Source organism: Natronomonas moolapensis 8.8.11 (genome assembly GCF_000591055.1).
GTDB classification, from domain to species: Archaea; Halobacteriota; Halobacteria; order Halobacteriales; family Haloarculaceae; genus Natronomonas; species Natronomonas moolapensis.
In genome coordinates, this window is the sequence record NC_020388.1 from 2,852,607 (window position 1) to 2,875,207 (window position 22,601).

At 67.5% G+C, this 22,601-nt stretch carries 27 protein-coding genes and 1 tRNA gene; 15 read left to right on the forward strand and 13 right to left on the reverse strand.

Features of this window, described 5'->3' with window-relative positions; genetic code table 11:
- Together mutL and NMLP_RS13690 are read left to right on the forward strand one after the other, a co-directional pair.
- Complete coding sequence (gene mutL / locus NMLP_RS13685; RefSeq protein WP_015410726.1) at nt 1-2,103, forward strand: DNA mismatch repair endonuclease MutL; 2,103 nt, start codon at nt 1-3, stop codon at nt 2,101-2,103.
- A gap of 139 nt (nt 2,104-2,242) precedes the next feature.
- A complete protein-coding gene (locus NMLP_RS13690) occupies nt 2,243-3,757 on the forward strand; it encodes an MATE family efflux transporter (protein WP_015410727.1) in 1,515 nt (504 codons plus the stop codon).
- A gap of 28 nt (nt 3,758-3,785) precedes the next feature.
- Here NMLP_RS13690 and NMLP_RS16235 read toward each other — a convergent pair whose 3' ends face one another.
- The 3 genes from NMLP_RS16235 to NMLP_RS13705 all read right to left on the reverse strand — a co-directional run bounded on the left by NMLP_RS16235 (nt 3,786) and on the right by NMLP_RS13705 (nt 8,318).
- Nucleotides 3,786-5,690 carry a phenylalanine--tRNA ligase beta subunit-related protein gene (locus NMLP_RS16235; protein ID WP_015410728.1) on the reverse strand — a complete coding sequence of 635 codons (1,905 nt, stop codon included), beginning with the start codon at nt 5,688-5,690 and terminating at the stop codon, nt 3,786-3,788.
- The gene (pheS, locus tag NMLP_RS13700) at nt 5,690-7,204 is read right to left on the reverse strand and encodes a phenylalanine--tRNA ligase subunit alpha (RefSeq protein ID WP_015410729.1); all 1,515 of its coding nucleotides are present in this window, start codon (nt 7,202-7,204) and stop codon (nt 5,690-5,692) included. The genes NMLP_RS16235 and pheS overlap by 1 nt, the downstream gene beginning before the upstream one ends.
- Before the next feature lie 118 nt (nt 7,205-7,322).
- Nucleotides 7,323-8,318, reverse strand: coding sequence for a DUF5784 family protein (locus tag NMLP_RS13705; RefSeq protein WP_015410730.1), 996 nt, complete (start codon nt 8,316-8,318; stop codon nt 7,323-7,325).
- 95 nt (nt 8,319-8,413) lie between these two features.
- Between NMLP_RS13705 and NMLP_RS15535 the strand changes: the two genes are divergently transcribed.
- The gene (locus NMLP_RS15535) at nt 8,414-8,584 is read left to right on the forward strand and encodes a DUF5786 family protein (RefSeq protein ID WP_015410731.1); all 171 of its coding nucleotides are present in this window, start codon (nt 8,414-8,416) and stop codon (nt 8,582-8,584) included.
- 154 nt (nt 8,585-8,738) lie between these two features.
- On the opposite strand, the gene NMLP_RS13710 is transcribed toward NMLP_RS15535, so the two are convergent.
- Together NMLP_RS13710 and NMLP_RS13715 are read right to left on the reverse strand one after the other, a co-directional pair.
- Nucleotides 8,739-9,137 (reverse strand): hypothetical protein, encoded by a 399-nt coding sequence (locus NMLP_RS13710; RefSeq protein ID WP_015410732.1) that lies wholly within the window; start codon nt 9,135-9,137, stop codon nt 8,739-8,741.
- Nucleotides 9,138-9,197: 60 nt separating this feature from the next.
- On the reverse strand, nt 9,198-9,614 hold the full coding sequence (locus NMLP_RS13715; protein WP_015410733.1) for a hypothetical protein: 417 nt from the start codon (nt 9,612-9,614) through the stop codon (nt 9,198-9,200).
- A gap of 137 nt (nt 9,615-9,751) precedes the next feature.
- Between NMLP_RS13715 and NMLP_RS13720 the strand changes: the two genes are divergently transcribed.
- Together NMLP_RS13720 and NMLP_RS13725 are read left to right on the forward strand one after the other, a co-directional pair.
- The gene (locus NMLP_RS13720) at nt 9,752-10,111 is read left to right on the forward strand and encodes a response regulator (RefSeq protein ID WP_015410734.1); all 360 of its coding nucleotides are present in this window, start codon (nt 9,752-9,754) and stop codon (nt 10,109-10,111) included.
- Nucleotides 10,112-10,205: 94 nt separating this feature from the next.
- Entirely contained in the window at nt 10,206-11,156 is a 951-nt protein-coding gene (locus NMLP_RS13725; RefSeq protein ID WP_015410735.1) for an alpha/beta hydrolase, read from the forward strand.
- Nucleotides 11,157-11,187: 31 nt separating this feature from the next.
- On the opposite strand, the gene NMLP_RS13730 is transcribed toward NMLP_RS13725, so the two are convergent.
- Together NMLP_RS13730 and NMLP_RS13735 are read right to left on the reverse strand one after the other, a co-directional pair.
- Nucleotides 11,188-11,718 (reverse strand): hypothetical protein, encoded by a 531-nt coding sequence (locus NMLP_RS13730; RefSeq protein WP_015410736.1) that lies wholly within the window; start codon nt 11,716-11,718, stop codon nt 11,188-11,190.
- Nucleotides 11,715-12,479 carry a nucleotide-binding protein gene (locus NMLP_RS13735; RefSeq protein WP_015410737.1) on the reverse strand — a complete coding sequence of 255 codons (765 nt, stop codon included), beginning with the start codon at nt 12,477-12,479 and terminating at the stop codon, nt 11,715-11,717. Before NMLP_RS13735 ends, NMLP_RS13730 begins: the two co-directional genes overlap by 4 nt.
- Nucleotides 12,480-12,604: 125 nt before the next feature.
- Here NMLP_RS13735 and NMLP_RS15675 point away from each other — a divergent pair, with 125 nt between their 5' ends.
- Nucleotides 12,605-12,742: a hypothetical protein gene (locus tag NMLP_RS15675; RefSeq protein WP_015410738.1), complete on the forward strand. Its 138-nt coding sequence runs from the start codon at nt 12,605-12,607 to the stop codon at nt 12,740-12,742.
- Between the two features lie 51 nt (nt 12,743-12,793).
- Here NMLP_RS15675 and NMLP_RS13740 read toward each other — a convergent pair whose 3' ends face one another.
- Nucleotides 12,794-13,453, reverse strand: a complete 660-nt coding sequence (locus NMLP_RS13740) for a DUF7095 family protein (protein ID WP_015410739.1) — start codon at nt 13,451-13,453, stop codon at nt 12,794-12,796.
- 106 nt (nt 13,454-13,559) lie between these two features.
- Between NMLP_RS13740 and ncsA the strand changes: the two genes are divergently transcribed.
- Nucleotides 13,560-14,540, forward strand: a complete 981-nt coding sequence (ncsA, locus tag NMLP_RS13745; RefSeq protein ID WP_015410740.1) for a tRNA 2-thiolation protein NcsA — start codon at nt 13,560-13,562, stop codon at nt 14,538-14,540.
- A 140-nt stretch (nt 14,541-14,680) separates the two neighbouring features.
- On the opposite strand, the gene ftsZ is transcribed toward ncsA, so the two are convergent.
- From ftsZ to NMLP_RS13760, 3 genes are all read right to left on the reverse strand, one after another.
- Nucleotides 14,681-15,871 (reverse strand): cell division protein FtsZ, encoded by a 1,191-nt coding sequence (gene ftsZ / locus NMLP_RS13750; RefSeq protein ID WP_015410741.1) that lies wholly within the window; start codon nt 15,869-15,871, stop codon nt 14,681-14,683.
- A gap of 3 nt (nt 15,872-15,874) precedes the next feature.
- Nucleotides 15,875-16,048 carry a ribbon-helix-helix domain-containing protein gene (locus NMLP_RS13755; protein ID WP_015410742.1) on the reverse strand — a complete coding sequence of 58 codons (174 nt, stop codon included), beginning with the start codon at nt 16,046-16,048 and terminating at the stop codon, nt 15,875-15,877.
- Between the two features lie 228 nt (nt 16,049-16,276).
- Nucleotides 16,277-16,837, reverse strand: a complete 561-nt coding sequence (locus NMLP_RS13760; protein WP_015410743.1) for a double zinc ribbon domain-containing protein — start codon at nt 16,835-16,837, stop codon at nt 16,277-16,279.
- 134 nt (nt 16,838-16,971) lie between these two features.
- Between NMLP_RS13760 and NMLP_RS13765 the strand changes: the two genes are divergently transcribed.
- The 3 genes from NMLP_RS13765 (at nt 16,972) to NMLP_RS13775 (ending at nt 18,042) form a co-directional block, all read left to right on the forward strand.
- A tRNA-Tyr gene (locus NMLP_RS13765) sits at nt 16,972-17,045 on the forward strand.
- A gap of 176 nt (nt 17,046-17,221) precedes the next feature.
- On the forward strand, nt 17,222-17,413 hold the full coding sequence (locus tag NMLP_RS13770; protein WP_015410744.1) for a hypothetical protein: 192 nt from the start codon (nt 17,222-17,224) through the stop codon (nt 17,411-17,413).
- 335 nt (nt 17,414-17,748) lie between these two features.
- Complete coding sequence (locus NMLP_RS13775) at nt 17,749-18,042, forward strand: DUF433 domain-containing protein (RefSeq protein ID WP_015410745.1); 294 nt, start codon at nt 17,749-17,751, stop codon at nt 18,040-18,042.
- 360 nt (nt 18,043-18,402) lie between these two features.
- On the opposite strand, the gene NMLP_RS13780 is transcribed toward NMLP_RS13775, so the two are convergent.
- Both NMLP_RS13780 and NMLP_RS13785 read right to left on the reverse strand, forming a co-directional pair.
- Nucleotides 18,403-18,693, reverse strand: coding sequence for a hypothetical protein (locus tag NMLP_RS13780; RefSeq protein ID WP_015410746.1), 291 nt, complete (start codon nt 18,691-18,693; stop codon nt 18,403-18,405).
- Nucleotides 18,694-18,775: 82 nt separating this feature from the next.
- Nucleotides 18,776-19,162 carry a cupin domain-containing protein gene (locus NMLP_RS13785; protein WP_015410747.1) on the reverse strand — a complete coding sequence of 129 codons (387 nt, stop codon included), beginning with the start codon at nt 19,160-19,162 and terminating at the stop codon, nt 18,776-18,778.
- Nucleotides 19,163-19,255: 93 nt separating this feature from the next.
- Between NMLP_RS13785 and NMLP_RS13790 the strand changes: the two genes are divergently transcribed.
- The 5 genes from NMLP_RS13790 (at nt 19,256) to NMLP_RS13805 (ending at nt 22,580) form a co-directional block, all read left to right on the forward strand.
- Nucleotides 19,256-19,996: an alpha/beta hydrolase family protein gene (locus NMLP_RS13790; protein ID WP_015410748.1), complete on the forward strand. Its 741-nt coding sequence runs from the start codon at nt 19,256-19,258 to the stop codon at nt 19,994-19,996.
- Nucleotides 19,997-20,116: 120 nt separating this feature from the next.
- Nucleotides 20,117-20,269 carry a small CPxCG-related zinc finger protein gene (locus NMLP_RS15680; RefSeq protein ID WP_015410749.1) on the forward strand — a complete coding sequence of 51 codons (153 nt, stop codon included), beginning with the start codon at nt 20,117-20,119 and terminating at the stop codon, nt 20,267-20,269.
- Between the two features lie 45 nt (nt 20,270-20,314).
- The gene (locus NMLP_RS13795) at nt 20,315-21,781 is read left to right on the forward strand and encodes an Hvo_1808 family surface protein (protein WP_015410750.1); all 1,467 of its coding nucleotides are present in this window, start codon (nt 20,315-20,317) and stop codon (nt 21,779-21,781) included.
- Between the two features lie 57 nt (nt 21,782-21,838).
- Nucleotides 21,839-22,084 carry a glutaredoxin family protein gene (locus NMLP_RS13800; RefSeq protein WP_015410751.1) on the forward strand — a complete coding sequence of 82 codons (246 nt, stop codon included), beginning with the start codon at nt 21,839-21,841 and terminating at the stop codon, nt 22,082-22,084.
- 304 nt (nt 22,085-22,388) lie between these two features.
- Nucleotides 22,389-22,580, forward strand: a complete 192-nt coding sequence (locus NMLP_RS13805; RefSeq protein ID WP_231857240.1) for a hypothetical protein — start codon at nt 22,389-22,391, stop codon at nt 22,578-22,580.
- The last annotated feature ends 21 nt before the right edge of the window (nt 22,581-22,601 follow it).

Sequence of the window (22,601 nt, forward strand, 5' to 3'; positions counted from 1 at the left end):
ATGTCACGGGAGATCAGGGAGCTCGACGCCGAGACGCGCGATCGGATCGCCGCCGGAGAGGTCGTCGAGCGCCCGGCCTCCGTCGTCAAGGAACTGGTGGAGAACGCCCTCGACGCCGACGCGGGCCGGATCGAGGTGGCCGTCGAGGCGGGCGGGACCGACCGGATCGTCGTCTCGGACGACGGCGTCGGGATGACCGAATCCGACGCCCGCCTGGCGGTCGAAGAACACACCACGAGCAAGCTCCGGGACGTCTCCGACCTCGATTCGATCGGCACGCTCGGCTTCCGCGGGGAGGCGCTGCACGCCATCGGCTCGGTCGCGCGCCTGCGGATCGAGACGAAGCCGCAGGGCGAGGCCTACGGCACCGAGTTGGTCGTCGAGGGCGGCGAGGTCGCCTCCTGTGGCCCGACCGGCTGCCCGGAGGGGACGACCGTCGAAGTGGTCGAACTCTTCGGGAACGTCCCGGCCCGCCGGAAGTACCTCAAGACGGAAGCGACGGAGTTCGACCACGTCGCCCGGATCCTCACCGGCTACGCCCTGGCCCGCCCCGACGTCGCGGTGTCGCTCTCGCGGGACGGCCGCGAGACGTTCGCTACGACGGGCGACGGCGACCGCACGGGCGCGGTGATGGCGGTGTACGGCCGCGACGTAGCCGAGTCGATGGTCCCCGTGGAGTACGAGGGCGAGGGGGAACAGCCGGTGGCGGGCGTCGAAGGGCTCGTCAGCCACCCCGAGACGAACCGGGCGGGCAGCGAGTACGTGACGACGCTCGTCGACGGCCGGTACGTGACCGCGAGCGCGGTCCGGGAGGCGGTCGTCGACGCCTACGGCGACGGCCTCGCGCCGGATCGGTACCCGTTTGCCGTCGTCGATCTGCGGCTCCCGCCGGGCGGCGTCGACGTGAACGTCCACCCCCGCAAGCTGGAGGTGCTGTTCGCCGAGGAGGCGGCGGTCAAATCGGCCGTCACCGAGGCCGTCGAGACGGCGCTCTTGGGGTCGGGGCTGCTCCGGTCGCGTGCGCCGCGCGGGCGGTCGGCCCCCGAGCAGACCGATGTGTCGCCCGGGACCCCCGACGACGCCGGCGACGACGCGGAAACGAGGGGAGGGTCCGATGAAAAAAGCCCGGAGGATCGAGACGTGTCCGGGAAACGCGACGGTCGGAGCGACGGCCACGGCGATCGGAACGACGCCGACGAACGGGTGCGAAGCGTCGACACCGGGGCGGACGAGGCGCCCACCGCGGAAGCCGGGGGGACCGCCACCGACGGAGCGGACGGGGCAGCTGTGACCGCTTCGGACCCGGAGGGCACGCGTTCGCGAGACCGCACCGAAAGCGGGTCCCGAACGTCGGATTCGGGCGCGACGGGCGACGTCGGGGCGGCGGCCGACGCCGACGGAACCGGCTCGGATCCCGAACCCCCGTCGGGGCCGACGACCCAGCGGACCCTCGACGGCGGGGAGACGACGGGGACGCCCGAGGGGTTCGATCGGCTCCCCGACCTGCGCGTCCTCGGGCAGTTCGACGACACCTACCTCGTCGCGGAGTCGGCGGACGGGCTCGTCTTGATCGACCAACACGCCGCCGACGAGCGGGTGAACTACGAGCGGTTGCGGGAGCGCTTCGCCGGCGACGTCACTACCCAGACGCTGACCGACCCGGTGGCGGTCGGCGTGACCGCCCGCGAGGCGGCGCTCGCCGAGGAGTACGGCGACGCGCTCTCGCGGCTGGGGTTCAGGACCCGCCTCGACGAGGGGACGCTTTCGGTGACGACGGTACCGGCGTTTCTCGCCGACCACGTGGGCGAAGCCGCACCGGAACTCGCCCGCGACCTCCTCGGGGAGTTCGTCGGCGGCGACCCCGAGGGAACCGTCGAGTCGGTCGTCGACGACGTGTTGGGCGATTTGGCGTGTCACCCCTCGATCACGGGACACACGTCGCTGCGGGAGGGGACCGTCGAGGCGTTGCTCGAAGCGCTCGACGGCTGTGAAAACCCCTACGCGTGCCCGCACGGGCGACCGACGGTCATCGAAGTGTCGACCGAGGAGGTCGAGACGCGCTTCGAGCGCGACTACCCCGGCCACGGCGGCCGTCGACGGTAGCGGGCCGCGGGAACCGGGGCGGAAGCCCGTCGAGGCAGCGGCGAGACGGAATCGATTTGTCCGACCAAGGGCTACGTTTCGCAGTGTACGGTCACGACGGGCGACTGGGCGAGGCTGTCGGTCGGGAGGGCCAACACTGATGTTCAAAGGGCCGGACGAGCTCGAACTCACGGAGGGCGGGATCGCGAAACCGCTGTTGTATCTTTCCGTGCCCATCGTCATTACGAACCTGCTACAGACCGCCTACAACCTCGTCGACACGGTCTGGCTCGGCCAGTACTCGACGACGGCGCTCGCGGCCATCTCGTTCGCGTTCCCGATGGTGTTTTTGCTCATCTCGCTCGGGCTCGGAGTGTCGGTCGCCGGGTCCGTCCTGGTCGCCCAGAACGTGGGAGCGGGCGACGAGCGCGCCGCGGAGTACGCCGCCTCCCAGACGATGCTGTTCGCGGTGGTCGCCGCGGTCGGGATCGGGGCCGTGGGGTACGTCTTCGTCGACGACCTCCTCCGAGTGTTCGGTGCCGAACCGGCGACGCTCGTCGCCGCGACCGCCTACATGCGCGTGATCGCGCTCGGGTTGCCCCTGATGTTCGGCTTCTTCGTCTTCATCTCGCTGATGCGGGGGTACGGCGACACCGTCACGCCGATGCTCGTGATGTTCGGTACCGTCGTCGTCAACCTCGCGCTGGACCCGTTTCTCATCTTCGGGTGGACGGTCGTCGCCGACGCCCCGGTCGTGGGGACGGTCTCGTTCCCGGAGTTGGGCGTCGTCGGCGCGGCCTACGCGACCATCATTTCGCGGGGGCTGGCGATGGCGGTCGGCCTCGCGATCATGTTCGCGGGCACGCGGGGTGTGAAGATCCGGCTCGCCGACATGCGCCCCGACGCGGCGTACTTCAGGAAGACCCTCGACATCGGCGTCCCGGCGTCGATCGAGGGGACCGGCCGGGCGATCTCGGTCAACGCGATGCTCGTGGTCGTCGGGAGCTTTCCGACCGCCGTCGTCGCCGGCTACGGGATCGGCGTCCGGATCTTCTCCGTCATCTTCCTGCCGGCCATCGCCGTCTCCCAGGGCGTCGAGACGATGGCCGGACAGAACATCGGCGCGGGGAAGCCCGACCGAGCCGGCCAGGCGGCCCACTTCGCCTCGAAGGCGATGTTCCTGATCCTTGGAGCCGCCGGGGGCCTCATTTTCCTGTTCCCGGAGCCGATCTCGGCGGTGTTCACGAACGATCCCGAGGTGATCGGCGTCGGCGCGGCGTTTCTCCGGTACGTCGCGCTCACGTTCGGGTGCATCGGCGTGATACGCGCCTATACCGGGGCGTTCAGGGGGGCTGGACAGACGCTCGTCGCCGCCGCGATCGCGGTCGTCTTCCTCGGGGGCATTCGCCTTCCGGTCGCAGCGGCGTTGGCTTACGGGGTCGGTCCCGCCACGCTCGAAGTGGCTGGCGTCACCCTCGCGGTGCCGGCGCTGCTCACCGCCATGGGCCCGCCAGGCGTCTGGTGGGGGTTCGTCGTCTCGAACGTCGCCGGCGCGGTCATCGCGTACGCGTGGTTCCGCCGGGGGACGTGGCGCGACGGCGACGTTCGGGGGCCGGCGGGACCGTCCGAAGGGTCGGAGCCGGACGTGGACGTGGATCTCGACGTGGACGACTGAACCGAAGAACGCGAAAAGCGGGCGGCCGCTACCGGAGCCCGTCGAGCCGGAACTCGAAGGCCGCGACCGGGAGTTCGAGGTCGTGCTCGACGAGCACCTTCGGGTGGAGTTCGCCAACGACGCCCACGGACTCGCCGTCGAGGACGACCTCGGCGGCCCGGCCGTCGATGAAGGAGGGGTGGGTCGTCGGCGGCGTCGAGAGCGACGCACCAAACGCGTCCGCGAGCGCCCGGAGCCGCGCCTTGGCGTCCTCGTAGGAGGCGTCCGTCCGGGCGAGCGCGCCGGCGACCGAGCGGTGCTCTTCGATTCCGGTCGACTCCCCGGAATCGACGCCCGCGACCAGTCCGATCTCGGCGAGGTCCTGGGGGTACGCCCGGTGGGTGTTGTTTTCGAGGACCATCAAAAGCGAGGGCAGCGCCCACGTCCGCACCACGGTGTAGGCCTCGCTGTAGGGTTCGGTGATCGTCGGCGGGGCCGACGCGCCGAGGGCGTCGTCACCGGGCGCGAGACCCATCCGGTCGAACAGTTCCGCCTCGTTCGTCATGTGGAAGTTCAACAGGTCCTCGAAGCCGAGGCCGACCAGGGCGTCGCGGGCGGCCTCGGCCAGCCGCGAACTCGCGTGGCGGCCGCCGACGGTCGAGACGTTCGGGTACGTCGGGTCGAGATCGTTGAACCCGTAGGCGCGGCCGACGTCGTCGACGACGTCGGCCGGATGGAGGACGTCGACCCGGTAGGGCGGGATCTCGACCTCGTAGATCAGCCCCTCGTCCGTCGCCGGTTCGGTCGCGGCCTCGCCCGCCGGACCCTCGGCCGCGGCGTCGGACCCGCCGAGCGCCGTGTCGGGGCCGTCGGTTCGGCTGGGGACGGCCTCGAGGGCGACGTCGTCGGGCGCGTCGGGATCCGGGGCGTCCTCGGGTACGCCACGATCCCGCGTCCCGCCGTCGGCGGGCGCCGCGTCGAGGCCGGCCCGTTCGAGCAGGTCGACGACCTCGGTCCCGGGGACGTCGATCCCGAGCGTGCGTTCGATGCGGTCGTGGGCGACGCGTTTTCTCGACGTCGAGAGGTCCGGTCGGTGCAGTTCGCGGTCCCCGTAGCGGATCTCGACGTCCTCGATGCGGCCGCCGCGGGCGTCGAGCGCGTAGCAGACGATCGCGAGCATTCGGTCGATCGTCCACTGGTCGGTGCCGGTCATCTCGACGAGCAGGTCCCGAGAGCCCTCGTCGACCTCGGTCCGCGTGCCGTTGATCACGGGCGGGAACGAAAAGAGGCCGATGTCGTCGTAGATCGCGGGGTAGCGATCCAACCCCTCGACGAGGTCGGCGTATTCGTCGCCGGTCGGGTGGGTCTCGAGCACCTCGGCGGGCGTCCGCTCGGCGTCGTCGTCGAGCGGGACGAACCGGTCGCCGTCGGGGTCGACGCCCCGGTAGGTGATCGTCTTCACCGCGTTCGTCCCCTCGGTCTCGCCCTCCTCGTCGTCGACCCGCTGGCCCTTCAGCATCGCCAGGTCGTGGACGCCGATCGCGCCCTTCGCCCGCCCGCGACCCATCGTCGCGTGGAGTTTCTCCTGGAGCTGGATGAGCGATTCGAGCCGGCTCTCGTCGAGGTCCAGCCCGCGGACGACCGCGCCGGTGACGTAGGGGCGTTCCTCGGGCACCGACCCGTCGACCTCGATCGCCCACTCGGCGTCGTTCGTCTCGGGGACGTAGACGCCGCGGTCGTGGCCGTACTGGTAGCGTAACGATCGGGCGATCCCCTCGACGGAAAGTCGATCGAGCCGGTCGGGGGCGAACTCTAACTCGAAACCGCCCGACTCGGTCTCGCCCTCGAACTCCAGCCCGAGCGAGAAGAGGTCCTCCTTGAGCTCCGCGTCGGGTTTGTGTTCGGCACCCGCCAGTGCCCGCAACTCGTCGGGGTCGACCTCGACGACGGGCATCAGTACACCACCTCCACGTTCCGCAGCAGGTCCAGATCACACAGCGTCCCGTGGACGTCGCGGATGTCCTCGAAGCCATACATCAACATGAGCAGCCGTTCGAGCGCGAGCCCCCACGCCATCACGTCGCACTCGACGCCGAGCGGCGAGAGCACCTCCTCGCGGAAGATGCCGGAGTTGCCGATCTCGATCAGCTCGTCCGTCTCGGGGTGGCGGCCGAACAGCTCGAAGCTCGGCTCCGTGTAGGGGTTGTAGTGAGGCTTGAACTCCAGGTCGGTGATGCCGAAGTGCTCGTAGAACTCGGTGAACGTCCCCATCAGGTCCCGCACCGAGAGCTCCTCGGCCATCACCCACCCCTCGATCTGGAAGAACTCGAGGAGGTGAGTCGGATCGAGCGTGTCGTTGCGGTAGACCTTCTCGACACTGAAGTACCGCTCGGGCGGTTCGAGGTCGCCGGCCGCCTGCCCCGAGAGATATCGCATCGACAACGACGTCGTGTGCCCGCGCAGGGCGACCGCGCGGGCGAAGTCGGCGTCCCACGGCGAGTGATAGCCGTCGCCCTCGCTCCCGACGCCGTTGCGGTGGGCGTCCTCGACGCGCTCGAGGAGGTCCGCCGGGAGGTCGTCCATCGGCGGCACGTCGAGCGCAAAGCGGTCCCAGTGGGTCCGGGCCGGGTGGTCCTGGGGCATGAACAGGCAGTCGTTGATCCAGAAGTCGGCGTCGGCGTGGGGACCCTCCATCTCCCGGAACCCCATGCCGACGAGGACGTCCTTCACGCGGTTGGCGGTCTGTCTGAGAATGTGCGTTTTGCCGCCGGTGACGGTCTCGGCGTCGGCCGCGACGTTGTACTCGGCGAATTCGACCTCGGACCACGCCCCGGAAGTGAGCAACTCGGGGGTGACCGCTCCGACCGTCTCGGCGGCCTCGATACCCTCCATGAGCGCCGTGACACCCTCCTCGGTGAGCCTGACACTCCGGGCGGTCGTCTCGGCGCGCTCGATCAGCCCCCGGCCCTCGAGACGGTCGAGAACGTCGGTCGCGAGGGCCTCGGCCTCGCCGGCGGCGATCGACTCGAGCGCCGCAGCCTCGGGATCGGCCTCGGGGTCGTAGCGGGGGTCCTCGCCGAGGGCGATCGCTCCGTCGTCGATCTCGCCGTACCCCTTCCGGGCGAGATTCGACAGCGCGATGTCGACCTCCGATTCCTCCAAGCCGGATTGGCCGAGGAGTCGACCCATCTCTACGGGCGAGTCGTCGGCCCCCGCCTCGACGGCGGCGGCCCGGAGGCGGAGTTCGGGGAGCCCCGCATCGCGGTAGCGCTCGCCCTCTTCGGTGAGCGTGACGTCCTCGAGGGCGCGTTCCTCGACGTCGACCAGGCCGGCCTCTTCGAGTTCGAAGGCCGCCCGCGTGATCGCGGCCGGGTCCTCGCCGAGCTCTTCGGCGAGGGCTCCGACGGGCGTTCGGTCCGTCGCGCCGGTCGCCTCCAGCAGCGCGAGTTGCGTTTCGGGGAGTTTCATTGTGTCCGGTTGCGGACGGCTGGCTGTTAGCGGTTCCGACTCGCGGGCGCAGTCGCGGAGGTATTCGTATATTCGACACCGGGTGCGGCCGCCGGACGTGTTCATAAACGGAGCCAGATCAGACGAGCTCGATCGACCCCTCGAGGTCGAACGGCAACTGCCCGTGGAGGTAGCCCTCGACGCGGCCGCTGGGACGGGCCCGAAACACCACAGTCGGCTCGTGGCCGACCCGCGGTCGCTCACCCCGGACGGCGGACCACTCGGCGTCGGTGAAGGAGGTACAGTCGACGAAGAGGATCGCGTCTGGATGTTTCGCGAGTTGGTCGCTGCGTTTCGCGCCGCCAGTCTCCTTGACCGCCGCGACGGGGTGGTCGGCGTGCGAGCGCCGCGCCGGCGGTTCCGGGCGCGTGACTTCGAGGAGACGATCGCCGACGGCGAAATCGAGCGCGTGGCCGCTGTCCTGTTCGACCTCCGGGACGAACTCGAGACCGGCGTCCGCGAGGAGCTTCGCGACGGTGAACTCCGACATCGTCGCGCGCATCCGGGTGAGGTCGTACCCCGGCGAGGTGCCGAGCTTCGAGGCCATCGTGTAGCGGTACTCGTCGAGGGTACCGGTCGCGAGCAGCGATTCGTAGAACTCGAGGCCGGCCTCGCGGGTCGCGTCGGGGAAGCCGGCGGCGTCGTCGGCGAAGAACGTCCGGGTCGTGTTCCGGCCGTCCTTCGAGAAGAACACCGGGAGAAAAAACCAGGTGACGTACTCGAACTCGGCGAGCCACGGGTCGGTCACCTCGAGTCTGGCGGTGAGTTCGCGTTCGGCCCACCGCGAGACGGCGTAGGGGGCCTCGGCGAACGTTTCCTTGTCGGTGCGCCAAAGCGCCTCGGGCGTCTCGGTGTTGCCGAGCCAGTAGGCCCGACCGGGGCGGAACGCAAAGAGAGCGAAGTCGCCGTTCGCCATGTCCAACCGGACGGCGTCGTAGCGGTCGTCGCCGACCGAAAACCACGGCTCCTCGAGGCGCGCGCCGAACGTCGCCTCCAGCGGGGCGAGAAGCTGTTCGCGGACGCGGTCGCGCGACCACGTCGCGTTCGATCGGCGGAAGCGAAGGGGGCCTGCCACACTCGAACGTCGGTCCCGAATCGTTTACTGGTTGCGTTTGCGGGGTCGAACACCCGATACATTCATAGTGAACAATGACCAAGGAACGACATACCATGTCAATGGGTGCCTATGACGAAGCCGAACACGAGCGTCGAGAACAGAAGACATCGAGTGTCGACGCCGCCTTCGACGACGAGCGGACGACCTACCGTGGGGAGTTGAAATACGACTCCGGGGACTCGGCGGAAGCACTCATCGACCAGTTCAAACAGATGCGGAAGTGACCGATCGAGCGCTGTCGGACGGCGACTATTTATATATCCCGGAGCATCCGGCGGCGTCGCACGGCGCATCCGGCGGCGTCGCACGGCGCATCCGGCGGCGTCGTTTATATACCCCTGCCGACCCCGGCGTCTCTGTCGGTCCGGGCGCGGACGGCTACTGGCCCCGAACTTCGACGGCCAGCGCCTCGGGAAGCGATCCGCCGCGGCGGTACGGGTCGACCTCGAAGACACCGAGCGTGACGACGACCCGGCCGGCCTCCATCGAGCCGCGCAACACGACGCCGTGGCCGGCGACCGCGAGGAAGGGAACGTCCGGAACCGGCCGGGCAGCGAGGTCGCCACCGGCCGCCGCGACGCTGTCCGAAAGCGCCGCGACGAGAGAGCGTAACAGCCCGGCCCGCTCGAGCGTCGCGTGGTACGGGCCGACGACCTCGGTCCGATCCGCTGTCGTCGGCCCGTCCCACCCGGCCGCGACGGCGTCGGCACACGAGAGCGCGTCCTCGAGTGTCCCGCGGTGGCGATCCAACAGCCGGTCGCGGACGGCCGCGCGCATCAGACCCCTCCGTCGGGACCGGCCGTCGCCGGAGCCGGTCGTCGCCCCGGACGGTGCGGTTCAGGCCGGCCCATCGGTCTCCACCGGATCGGCGGCTGCCTCGCCGAACGTCGGCACCTCGGCCGGCGGTTCCGAGGCCGGCTCCCGCGTCGAGAGGACGAGCGTCGAGAAGTCCGTCTCGGAGATGTCGCCCCGGTCGAGCGCGCGGAACCACCCGGCACTGACCGACCACCGGCCGTGGAACCCGCCTTCTGTGTGAAACGCCCAGAAGGTGCAGTCACGCGGCTCCCACTTCGCGTCGTGGGCCTCCCGAAGTTCGGAGCAGACGTTGCCGATGTCGCCGGTCGTCAGCCCCGGCGCGGCCGTCTCGTATTCGAGGTGTAGCGTGTCGGATTCCAGCGCGTGACGCTCCACGTAGACGCCGAGGCTCATCAGGTTGCGTTCGAGCCGATCGACGATCCGGGGTGCCGACTCCATGTCGGAGGGTGAGGGTCGCCGGAAAAAAGAACCTGCCGCCGCGGGCGACACAGCGCGTGCCGCGTATCGATCCCCGAAACCGATCGCACGGTTATGTACCGAACGCCAGTACTGACTGGCACGACGGATCGATCTCAATGCCACCGAAAGTACTCGTGGTCGACGACTCCTCGCTGCAACGGACGATCATCTCCGGCGCGCTCGGCGACCGCTTCGAGGTCGTCGGCGAGGCCGAGAACGGACGTGAGGGCGTCGAGCTGTTCGAGTCCGAACGGCCCGACCTCGTCACGATGGACATCATGATGCCGGAGATGGACGGCGTCGAAGCCACCGGCCGGATCAAGTCGTTGACCGACGAAACAAAAGTGATGATGTGTACCAGCGTCGAGCAGGCCGAGAAAATGAAGGAGGCGGTCCGGGCGGGGGCAGACGAGTACGTGACGAAACCCTTCGACGAGGACGAACTGCTCGATACGGCGACGATGCTTCTGAACTGAGAGGCCGTAGACGGCGAAGCCGACGGGAGCGACAGCGGGCGAACCGGAATCAAGAAACCGGACAACTAACACCTCTCGGCCGCCACCACGGGATATGCCGACGCGAGACGACGGACTCGACCCCCAGGCCGCCGCGCTGCTCGAGCAGCTGAAGTCCGGGATCTCGGCCCCCTCGTCGACGCTCTCCGTCGAGAGCGGTCGGCGGATCCTCGAGGAGCTGTTCGCCGTCGCCGACCCCGAACCCGTCAGCGAGGTCGCCGACATCGAGATACAGGGACCGAACGGCCCGATCCCGCTCCGGATCTACGCGCCGGAGGGTGACGATCCGGCGCCCGTGCTCTCGTTTTTTCACGGGGGCGGGTGGGTCCGGGGGTCGCTCGACTCCTACGACGGCCTCTGTCGGCGGCTGACGAACCGGGCCGGGGCGGTCGTCGTCTCGGTCGATTACCGCCGCGCGCCCGAACACCCGTTTCCGGCCGGCTTCGAGGATTGCTATGCGGCGGCCGAGTGGGCGACGGCCCACGCGGCCGACCTCGGCGGCGACCCCGACCGGGTGGCCGTCGGCGGCGACAGCGCGGGCGGGAACCTCGCGGCGGCCGTCGCGCTCGCGGCCCGGGACCGCGACGGTCCCGACCTCGCCCACCAACTGCTCGTCTACCCGGCGGTCAACGCGCCGTCAGTGCGGTGGTTCGACGCTTACGACGAGAACGGGACCGGTTACTTCCTCGAGATGGACAGCGTCGAGTGGTACCTAGAGCAGTACTGCAAGCCCGCGGACACCGCCAATCACTACGCGTTCCCGCTCCGGGCGCGGGACCTCTCGGGGGTGCCCCCGGCGACCGTCGTGACGGCGGGCTATGATCCCCTCCGCGACGAGGGGGAAGCGTACGCCGAACGGCTCTCGGCGGCCGGCGTCGAGACCGAACGGCTTCACTACGACGCACAGATCCACGCCTTCCTCAGTCTCTATGCGTACATCGACGAAGGGGCGACAGCGATCGACGACGTGGGCGAGCGCATCGAGGACGTCCTCGGCGACGCGTAGTGGCGTCGAAGGCCGCATCGAAGCACGGCTCTCACTCCCCGAGTGCCTCGGAGAACCCCCACTCCTCGGCGCGCTCGCGGGCGTTCTCGCGGGCGGCTGCGCGGATGTCCGAGACCGCGGCGTCGTTCTCGAGGAACGCCTCGAGGGCGTCGATCTCGGTCCGGTCGTCGTCGCCGTCGGCTGCGGCCTCGCGGATTCGGGCGGCGAGTTCGGCGTCGCCGGCCAGCCGTTCGGCGGCCGCCCCGGGGGGAATCCGGAGCGTCTCCGTCCGGTGGGGCAACTCGAGGGCGTCGGCCTCGAGGGCGTACAGTTCGAACTGATAGGGGGGCGAACCGATGTCGGCGAGCGCGGGCGGGCCGCCGCGGTCCGTCCCGGTGTGGTAGGCGAGCGTCGCGACGCCCGACTCGAAGGTGATGACGCCACGCTCGTCGCCGGAATCGAGCAGCGCATCGCGGGGCGAGACCAGTGCGTAGCCGTCGAGTTCCCGGTCGAGGGCGTCCTCGAGCGCCGGCGACAGTGCCGTGACGACCCGCGAGCGGAGCAACTCCCCGTCGGGGATCATGGCGGGTCGGGGATGACCGCGGTCCGGAACCGCTCGGCCACGTCCCCGGAGTCGCCGTCGTTCGGCGAGAGCCGCCCGGCCGCGGTCCGGAAGGCCTCGGCGGCCGGGCTCTCGGGGGCGTGCGCGAGCAGCGGTACGCCAGCCGATCGGGCGGCCTGGACCGAATCGCTCTCGGGCACCGTCGCGAGAGTCGGTCCCTCGAAGTAGCGTTCGGCCTTCGAGCGGACGTCCCCGACGTCGCCGCGGACGCGGTTGAACACCGTTCCAGCGATCCCGGAGCCGTACGACAGGGCGTACTCTTGGACTTTCAGGCCGTCAGAGATGGCGGGGACCGTCGGATTGAGAACGACGACGACGCGGTCGGCGAGCACGATCGGCAACACCGCGCTCTTGGAATTCAGCGTCGCGGGCGAGTCGAGGAGCAACACGTCGGTGTCGCCGGCGAGTTCGGCGACGACGTCCCGGAGCCGGTCCGGATCGGCGGCCTCGAAGGCCGCGAGCGACGTACCGCACGGAACCACCGACATCCCGAATCGGTCGTACGTCGCGGCCGAGACGGGAGCGCCACCCTCGACGAGGACGTCGTGTAGCGTCGTATCGGCGTCGGACAGCCCCGCGTGAAACAGCAGGTTCGCCATGCCTGTGTCGGCGTCGACCACCGTCACGTCGTAGCGCTCGGCCAGCGCCATCCCGAGCGCCATCGTGCTCGTCGTCTTGCCGGTGCCGCCCTTCCCGCTCGCGACGGCGAACGCCTCGACCATTCGTTGGTTGAGCCTGTGCCGAATTCGGATATAAGAGTTCGGGTTGTCGACCAGCGGCATTTGCCGAACGTGTATTAACGATCATTAACATTTAAGACCGTGTAGGTTATAGTGGTGAGTAGACGATGCGCGAGGAAATCGAACCGATGGTTCCGGTGATGCCGCGAGCGGAAACGACCGACGACGTCCGAGCGGACGGCGGCGTCCGCAAACGCTACGACGCCGAGGAGGTAGCCTCGCCGGTCGTTCCGGACCTTCGGTAGACGAAGCTCCTTTTTCGACTCGTCCATACCGGTCAGCGTCGGCTGCGTCTCTCAGACGACGTCGCCGCGGACCTCGACGCCCTCGGCCCCGTCGCGGTAGCGCCGGAGTTCCTCGGCCGCGCGTTCGGCCACTGGTTCCTCGAGCCCGAGCATCGCGAGGCTGGCGGACAGCGTCGGAAAGACGAACTCACCGGCCTCGAGTTTTTCGAACGCCGTCTCGCTCGTTTCGCCGCCCCCGTCGGTATCGACCCACAGACAGGCCGCCCGCGGGTCGAGCAACTGCGTGTAGTCCTCTCTGGCCCGTGCCCCCTTCAGCCGCTGGGTGACGTTGTGCTCGAAGCCAGCGTTACACACTTCGAGGTGAACTGGCTCGTCCCCAAAGAGGTGGGCGGCCAGACACCGTTCGGGCGCGGCGTGTCCGGACGCGTTCGCGCGAACGTGTTCCGGGTACGCATCAGCCCACGCCGCCGACACCGTTTTGCCGACCCCGGAGACGCCGAGTTCGGCCTCGAAATCGGCCCCCCGTTCGGGTGCGTCGTCGAACAGGAGGTCCTTCGTGACGTACACGCCGAGGCGGTCGATCGGGTCCATTCCGAGCACCACGTCGCCGAACGCCCACACCTCCCGGACCGGAACCGGCATCGGCTCGGTCTCGACGGCCTCGACGACGCTCCGGAGTCGGTCGACCGCTTCCGATCGGCTGTAGCTCATTGGGGGAACGGACGGTCCGGCGGGACAAACGGTTGTCGCGTGACGGCGGGTTGGGGAACGTCCCGAGTCGAAACCGGTATCCGCCCGAACCGGCAAGGGTGCGCTGATGCAGTGCGACAAGTGCGGTGCCGAGGCGGTGATGCACGCCGCCTACTCGGGACTCCATCTGTGTTCGGAGCATTTCCGCCGATCGGTCGAGTCCCGCGTCCGGCGGCGAATCCGCGACGACGCGCTCCTCTCTGAGGCTGCCACGGCGGACGACCCCGAGACCTGGCTCGTCGGCCTCTCGGGCGGCAAGGACAGTGTCGTACTCACGCACCTCCTCGAGGGGACGTTCGCGTCGGATCCACGCGTCGAACTCGTCGCGCTCACGGTCCACGAGGGGATCGACGGGTATCGGGACGCCTCGCTGGAGGCGTGTCTCGAGCTCACCGACGACCTCGACATCGAACACGAAGTCGTGAGCTACGCCGACGAGTACGGCGTCGAGATGGATGCGGTCGCCGAGGACGACCCCGAAGGGATGGCTCCCTGTGCGTACTGCGGGGTGTTCCGACGCGACGCGCTCTCGCGATACGCCGACGAGTACGGCGCCGACAAGCTTCTGACGGGTCACAATCTCGACGACGAGGCCCAGACGGCGATGATGAACCTCCTTTCGGGAGATATCGCACAGGTCGCAAAGCACTTCGACGCCTCCCTCGGGAGCTTCGAGGAGCGCGAGGTCGACGATTCACCGTTCGTCCCGCGGGCGAAACCGCTCCGGGACATCCCCGAAAAGGAGGTCGCACTCTACGCGCACCTGGCTGATCTGCCGGTCCACATGGCGGAGTGTCCCCACGCGAGCGAGGCCTACCGCGGCGAGATACAGGAACTGTTGTACGGCCTCGAGGACGACCACCCCGGAACACGACACTCGATTATGTCGGGATACGAGGAGCTCGCGCGGCTCGCGGCCGAGGCCCACCGCGGCGGCGAGGGCCCTCGTGGGGAGTGTGATCGCTGCGGCGCACCGACGAACAACGAGGTCTGCCGGAAGTGCGATCTCGTCGACGCAGTCGGGGGCGAGTTGCCGGGCGACGACTGACCGGTCGGTAGCGACTTCGAGCGCGGCGTCAGCCGAGCGTCATACACCCCGTTTACGCAGCTCGTGTCAGACGATGTAAATTGATTCTTAGAATGAATACCGCAGCAGGAAACCGCTATCGAAAAAGTAAGTTAGTTGACTTATCTGACAACGTCGATACCATTGTTCTGTTCGACTTCCGAACGGCCGCCGTCGGTTTCGCCGACGCCGAATCCACCGCTCGACCTCTCCGACGGCGTCGAGGAGAACTCCTCGTCGTCGACCCCCTCGATCGCCTGCCTGGAGGCGTCGGCCTGTTTTTGTGTCGTCGGGCCGAGTATCTGGGCCGACTGGACGCCGGTCATGATCGCCATGACCCGGACCTTGCCCTTGTATTCGTCCTGGATTCGTGCGCCCCAGATGACGTTCGCGGAGGCCTCGAGGCGCTCCGTGATGTTCTGGGCGATCCCTTCGGCCTCCTTCAGCGTGAGGTCGGGACCGCCGGTGATGTGCACCAACCCGCCCGACGCACCGCGGTAGTCGACGTCGAGAAGCGGGTGGTTCATCGCGTCGTTGACGACCTCTTTGGTCTTGTTCTTGTCTTGGGTCTCGCCGACCAACATCACGGCGACGCCGCCCTGGTTCATGATCGACGTCATGTCGGCGTAATCGAGGTTGATCAGCGACGGCTGAGTGATCGTCTCGGAGATTCCCTTGACCGTCTCGGCGATGATCTGATCCATCACCGAGAACGCCTTGCCGATCGGCAGGTTCGGGACGTAATCGAGCAGGCGGTTGTTGTCGAGGACGATGATCGAGTCGGCCTCGTTGCGGAGCTTTTCGAGCCCCTCTTCGGCCTTGACCGTCCGCGCTCGCTCGACGTTGAACGGCGTCGAGACCATCCCGACGACGATCGCGCCCTGCTCTTTGGCGATCTTCGAGACGACCGGTGCCGCACCGGTCCCAGTGCCGCCGCCCATACCGGCGGTGACGAAGACGAGATCGGCCTCGCCGAGGACTTCCTTGATCGTTCCCTGGGCCATCTCGGTCGCGCGCTCGCCCATCGAGGGGTCGCCGCCCGCCCCGAGGCCGTTGGTCAGGGACTTGCCGACGAGGATCTTCGTGTCGGCCTCGATCATCTTCAGGTGCTGTTTGTCGGTGTTGATGGCGATGGTTTCCGCGCCGTCGACGCCGATGTTGTACAGCCGGTTGACGGTGTTGTTGCCCGCCCCGCCCGCCCCGACGATGACGATCCGGGGGTCGCCGAACTCCTCGCCGTCGCCCACGTCGGCGTCCATGTCGCGCTGTTCGGCCTCGGCGTTCTCCAACGCGGAGTTGACGATGTCCTGCATCGTCTACACCTTCGCCCAGGGACGGTTCTTTTCGGCCGCCTCGGTCTCTTGTTCGTTTATCATCTCGCGCACGGCCGAGCGGATCGCTTCGCTCCGATTCGGGAACTGCCCCGTATCGACCATGCGTTCGACCTCTTCGATCTGCTGTTTCGGGATTCGTAGTGTCACACGCTCCATATTGTTTCCCCTCTGGTTGTGAGTAAGACGACGTTGCACACGCGACCGAGTCACGTTTACACCGGCAGGGCGCCCGAAGCCGGGCGTTTACCCGATTCCCTACCGTGTGTAAGACGCGTCGTCTTACGCAGCTGTATCCACAGAACGTACATACTTAAATCTTTTCCCAAGTGTAAGACGGCTTGTCCAAAGCGGTGTTTGCACCCTTCTAAGCGCTGTTTTCGGCGTTTACGAGTCCTGAAGAACGTCCGCCGCGGGGGTCCGACGGCCACAGCTCGGGCAGAATCCCCAGTCCGAACGGAGCTCGTCGCCGCACTCGCAGAACACGCGGTGGCTCGATTTCTCCCCGCAGTTGGAGCAGTAAACGGCAGACTGCGGGAGTGTTTCGCCGCACTGTTTACACGTATGCCCGGATTCGTCGGGCACGTCTTCCTGTTCGACGGTCGGTGTCTTACGCCCGTCCTCGGACTCGTGTGACACGTCGTCGGAATCGCCATCGAGCGTGACGTGTACGTTCACGTCCTGGGGCTGTCGGGGCGTATACGCCCGGTCGAGCCGTTCCGCGATGAGGGCGTCGACGCGCTCGGCGACGAGTTCGTCGAGCAACTCCGAGGCGATCGAAGCGTCCGATCCGCCGCTGTCGCCCCCGTCGGGCGCGTTTACACCGGCGCTACCGGTTGTTTCGAGGTACGTCCGGAGCGCCTCTCGCATCACCTCGCTCTTGGAGGCGTCGAACTCCTCGAGTCGGCGGACGAGTTCGTCGTCCGCCCGGAAGGTGATCTTACTCATTCGTTGTCCGACAGTTGTGTGTGACAGTATTTCAATCTTCGCGCGCCATCCGACAGCCGTCCGTCAGACGGAGGGCCAGTGGCGGACGGAGGTCAAAACCGTTAAGTCGGACAGTCCTCTCCTTTCATGTACGACCGCCCTTAGCTCAGACTGGTAGAGCAGTCGACTGTAGATCGACTTGTCCCCCGTTCAAATCGGGGAGGGCGGACTCAGTTTCTCGCCGAACCGTGGCCGAACTAAATACCGATGTAAACAGCCCCGAGCTTCGCGTTTTTCGCCGATCCGTCGATTCCGAAACGGGGCGGCAAAACCGGAGTGGAGCTTGGGACAAGTCGGGGGTCGACGCCGTCCGGCGAAAGTTGTAGTTGAAACGGAGGGGTGCCGATGATACTCCGCTGTGAGTGCGGCGCGCCGGTCGAGATTGAGGAAGGCAGCGATCCGGACAGCGGCCCGCAACACTGGGAGGTGTATCGGTGCGTCGAGTGCCGCCGAACCGGGACGTATCACTTCGGCCCCAACCGCGAGGAGATGACCGGCTGCCTCGTCGCCGAACGCATCCCCGAGGTAGGACGATGAATCCTGAGAGCTCATCGAACGGTCGTCGGAAGAATTGGGTTTTGAACACGGAGCCTGCGGGCGACTTCGAGCCAGTCCCATAGAGGGTCGTGGGGGAAGTATCCCATACGATGGAACTTCGAGGGTGCCGCGGATAGCGATACAATCGTCTCCGAAGAGTACGAAGTTCGAAACGAGGATTATCTCGGAGCAATACTGCAAAACGTGTCTCAGGTGACCCATTCGATAGTTACTGAATCAGATTACTGAAGCGACATCATTCGCAGCCGGATCCCCACGCAGTTTAGAAGAAACGGGCGAGGGATTGAAGTCGTTACTAACCGGATTGTCCGTTGATGTCGAAGAGTGAGTGTCGGATCGTCTCCGGCGAGGAGTCGGAGATACACGACGAGCCACACATCGGGGGGCGGCGTCTGACCGTCCGATTCGTTCACGACCGCATCGAAGGGCGGGGGCTGGATCCGGGGACGGTTGCGGACCGGCACGACCTCGACGTCGCCGACGTCTACCAGGCGTTGGCGTACTACCACGATCATCCAGACGAGATGTCGGAGGCGGAACGTCGTCGCCGTGAGACGATCGGGCAGCACGAGGATGAGTTAGTTGGGCCAGGAGATGTCGGATCGTAGCTACCGGATTCTGGCTGACGAGAACGTCGAGCGACGGGCCGCACGCTGTCTTGAAAAGCGCGGCCACGACGTGGAGATGGTTGTCGACGTCCTTGACCGGGCGTGGCGGACGAAACGGTTGTCGAGTACGCGGCCGAGACGAATCGGTTGGTGCTCACAGGCGGTGACGATATTCTGTCTCGGGGGTACCCGACGCTGTTTCAGGAGGACAGCCAAGTGTCCGCGTTCGAACTCGCCGAGATAGTCGACGCCGTCGCGGACGCGATGTCTCAGTCAGATCTCGAGCAGACGAGTCACAACGACGAGCCCGAAAGGGTCGAGTTCGTCCACGAAGACGACGGCTCCATCCGTGGGAACGTCTCACTCCAAGGCGTTCGCCCAGAAGCGCGCCATCTCGTCGGTCCCCTCGAACAGCGCTCGCATCCCCTGGAGGCTCTCTTTGGCCATATCCGGCGGCCCGCCCTCGTAGACGAAGACGGCGCGCTCGCCCCGGTCGTCGTCCTCGAAGGTGAGCGTGTAGCGGCCGTTATCGAGAGACTGCTCGACGTCGTACCCCTCGTCAGCGAAGTAGGCGAACGTCAACCGGGTGAGCGACTCCCAGCGGTTCGTCTCGACCCGCGTGTCGAATCGGCTCCCGTCTTCGTCGGTCATCGATGGACGTTGTCGGCCCACAGAAAAAAGTGTGATCGTCGCAGTGAGAACCTAACGGCGGACGGGACGAACATCGAGGCGATCAGTCGTCGGCGTCGTAGGGGTGGACGTCGTCGACGGTCGGCGCGCCGAGCGCCAGCACCCGAACCGGAGCGTCGGCGTCCTCGGGGTTGTGCGCGCGGTGGGCGTGCCCCGGGTCGACGACGAACGCCTCGTCGCTTTCGACGACGAACTCGTCCGTCGGGGTCTCGACGTGGAGAGTGCCTCCGAGAACGTAGAACGCCTCGGTCTGTTCGTCGTGGTAGTGATACGCCAAGGCGAGTTGCTGGCCCGGTTCGGCCTCGTAGACGCGCAGGCCGACGGGCGCGCCCTCGTAGTCGAGACCCGCCGCTGCGCTGATCGAGCGAACGTCGGCGTCGCGGTCGTCCCACTGTTCGAGGCTGTCGGTGTCGACGTGGTGATAGCCCATAAGGCGGCTTGCGGACGGACGGCCCAGAGGGTTTCGGCCGAGGACGGGCCACGCTCGCGTCAGACATACCAGCGGGGCGGACGAAGGCCCCGCATGCCGACCGAACACGAGATCCGAGTCGAGGGGGACCGAGTCGCGGCGGTCCACCACGCGGCCGTCGGCGAGCGGTGGCTGTTCTTCTGTCACGGCTTCCGCAGCGACAAAACGGGCAGCTACGAGAACCGATGCGAACGCGCCGTCGAGGCGGGCTACGACGCCGTTCGGTTCGACTTCAGGGGTAGCGGCGACTCCGATCGCGCGTTCGTCGAGGCGACGCTCACCTCGCGGATCGATGACCTCCGGGCGGTCATCGAGCGCTTCGATCCCCGGTCGTACGCCTGCGTCGGGTCGAGTTTCGGCGCGAAGGTCGCCTTCCACGCGGCGGCCGGTCCGCTGGATCCGACGGCGATCGTCGCGCGTGCGCCGGTCACGTACAATCGTGCGTTCGATGCCGACCGGCGAGCCGTCGAGGCCGAGGGCACACTCCGATACGACGACGAGCACGCGATCGACGAACGGTTCTTCGAGGACGTCGGGACGTACGGGTTCGACGACGCGGCGGGGGAGATCGGAGCGCCCGTCGGGATCTTCCACGGGGAAAGCGACGAGTCGGTGCCCATCGCCGACAGCTTCGACGCCGCTGCCGCCCTCGAAACGGACGTACTCCTCGAAACGTACGCGGGGGAGGGACACCGCTTTTCCGAAGCCGCGGAGCGTCGGTTCCTCGATCGGGCGTTCGGTTGGCTGGAAGACGTCTACGGCGACGGCAGAGCAGGTGTACACGAACGCGATTAGTCTCGGTGCAGTCCGTCGGTTGAAAGGTGTGCGTGTATTATAAGCTGTCAGGGGAAACGTCGAGTCGTGCCGCCCCCTCCGACGGGACCGCCCGAGTGAGGAGCGGCCGGTGGGAGAGAGATGTACAGAACACTGCTCGCGTGGGTCCGACGCATCCCCGCCGAGGACGTCGTCTACGAGTGTCGACACTGCGGGACGACGCTCGAGTCCGAACTCGACGAGTGTTCGTGCTGTGGGACCCGAGACGGCGTTGTCCGGTATGAACTCCGGTGACGTGCCCGCGGCGGATTTTTGTCGCTCCGGCACGAACGACGGGCAATGACCCGACGGCCGGTAGCTGCGGTGGCGCTCGTCGCGGTGGTGGTGCTCTCGGGTTGTGCCGTCGGCTACCAGCCGAACGTGCCCGAGCGCTCCGAGCCGCCGAGAGAGGATCGGTTGGGATACTACGACGGCTACTGGTACGACGATACCTTCGAATTCGACGCCGAGGAGGGCCTCGACGAGGGCGAAACGGAGGCCGTCGTCTCCCGGGCGATGGCCCGCATTCAGTTGCTCCGGGGGCTCCGCTTCGAGGCGGACGTCGACGTCGAACTCATGACCCGGGAGGCGTTCAACGAGGAGTTCGACGACGTCCGGCGCGACCCACCCGAGGGACAGCGAGCGCTGGACAACGCCCAACACGAAGCGCTGTTTTTGGTCGGTCCCGACCGGGACGTCGTCGACGTCCGGCGGCGAAACCAAGGCGGGACTATCCTGGGTTTTTATCAACCGAGCGAGGAGCGACTCGTCGTCGTCAGCGCGAATCGACCGGCGACGCTAGACGACGAGTTGACCCTCGCCCACGAGTTGGTCCACGCCCTCCAGGACCAGCGGTTCGGCCTCCGCCCGCCCGCGGAGGCGACGGCGGACGCGGCCAACGCCCGGAACGGCCTCGTCGAGGGCGACGCGACCGTCGTCGAGCGCGCCTACGAGCGCCGGTGTGAGTCGGGCGCATGGCAGTGCGTCGAGGTCGGCGAGGACGCCGGCGGCACGCTGCCCCCGGAGTTCAACTGGGGCGTGTACTTCTTCGGCTTCTTCCCCTACGCCGAGGGGCCGGGATTCGTCGAGCACCACCGCGACGACGGAAACTGGAGCGCGGTCGACGCGATGCACGAGGCGTATCCGACCACGAGCGCGGAGATCATCGCCCCGGAAGCGTCCGGGAGCGACGGCTACGGCGAGGCGACCGTCCGCGACCGGAACCGGGGCGGATGGGAGCGCGTCACCGTCGAGGACGGCCCCGACGCCGCGACCGTTGGCCGGGCCGGACTCGCCTCGATGTTCGCCTACACCGCTTACGCGGGCGAGAGGGCGGGCGTCATCGACCGCGACGAGTTCCGAAACACCGGGTCGAGCGGTCTCGACCCCGACAGCCCCTACACCTACGACGTCCCCTACACCGAGGGGTGGTACGACGACCGCCTCCACGCCTACGAACGCGACGGCGAGACCGCCTACGTCTGGAACGTGACGTTCGACGACGCCGAGGACGCGGCCGCGTTCCGCGACGGCTACGGTCGGGTGATCGAACACTGGGGCGGCCAGCGCCGCGCGAGCGCCGGCGGCGAAACGGTCTGGACGCTTGACGACCGCGGGCGCTTCGCCGGCGCGATCCGGGTCCAACGTGAAAGGCGCTCTGTCACCGTCGTCAAGGCTCCCTCGCGGGCAGCCCTCGGTTCGGTGTACGCGCCGGCGAGAGCGCCCCCGGCTGGCGTCGGGGCGCAGTCGGGCGCGGCTGCGGGTTGACGCGGCCGAAACACAACACCGTCGCGTTCTTTATGTAGCCACCCCAACTGCGTCTCGATGGCAAACATTACCCTCTACGAGTTGCCGGGATGTCCGTACTGCGCGAAGGTCATCGACAAGCTCGACGAGTTGGGCGTCGAGTACGACAGCATCGGCGTCCCGCGCTCGCACGGCGATCGCACCGAGGTCGAGGAAGTAAGCGGCCAGACCGGCGTCCCGGTCATCGTCGACGAGGAACACGAGGTCGACGGGATGGCGGAGTCCGACGACATCGTCGAGTTCCTCGAGGAGAACTACGCGTAGGGCGAACGCGGCGCCCCGGTGCGGTGAATTCCGACGGAGGGGCTCGCGGACGGGGGCGCTCGTGGGTGTTTATAAATCGTGTCGGTGGCACCCGATGCCAAACACGAGCTGGGACCGTGAACGTGTCGCGAGGCGGGAGTCCCGGGAGCGTCGGTCGGACACACCCGCTCGATCCCCGCTACCGACCGGGGGCGTTATCCGCCGAGGGACCGTGTTCGTTCCCATGCGAGCAGCCCGATTCGTGACGCTTTGTTTCGTATACAGCGGTCTGGTTTTTTTCGCGCAGTACGCGGCGCTCTACGGTGTGTCCTTCGAAATAGCGGGCCTCGCACAACTCGGCGTCGGACTCTCGATTTTGGCCGCCGGGCTGTTCAGGATGAAAAACCCCGAGGCGGAAGCGCAGAACCCGGCGGAGTACGGAGTTTTGGCCTACGGGACCGCGGCGCTTTCGGTCTTCATTACGATCATTTTTTTCGGGCAACTGCTGCTGTTGTGATGTCGGGGGCAGGAGGTGGGG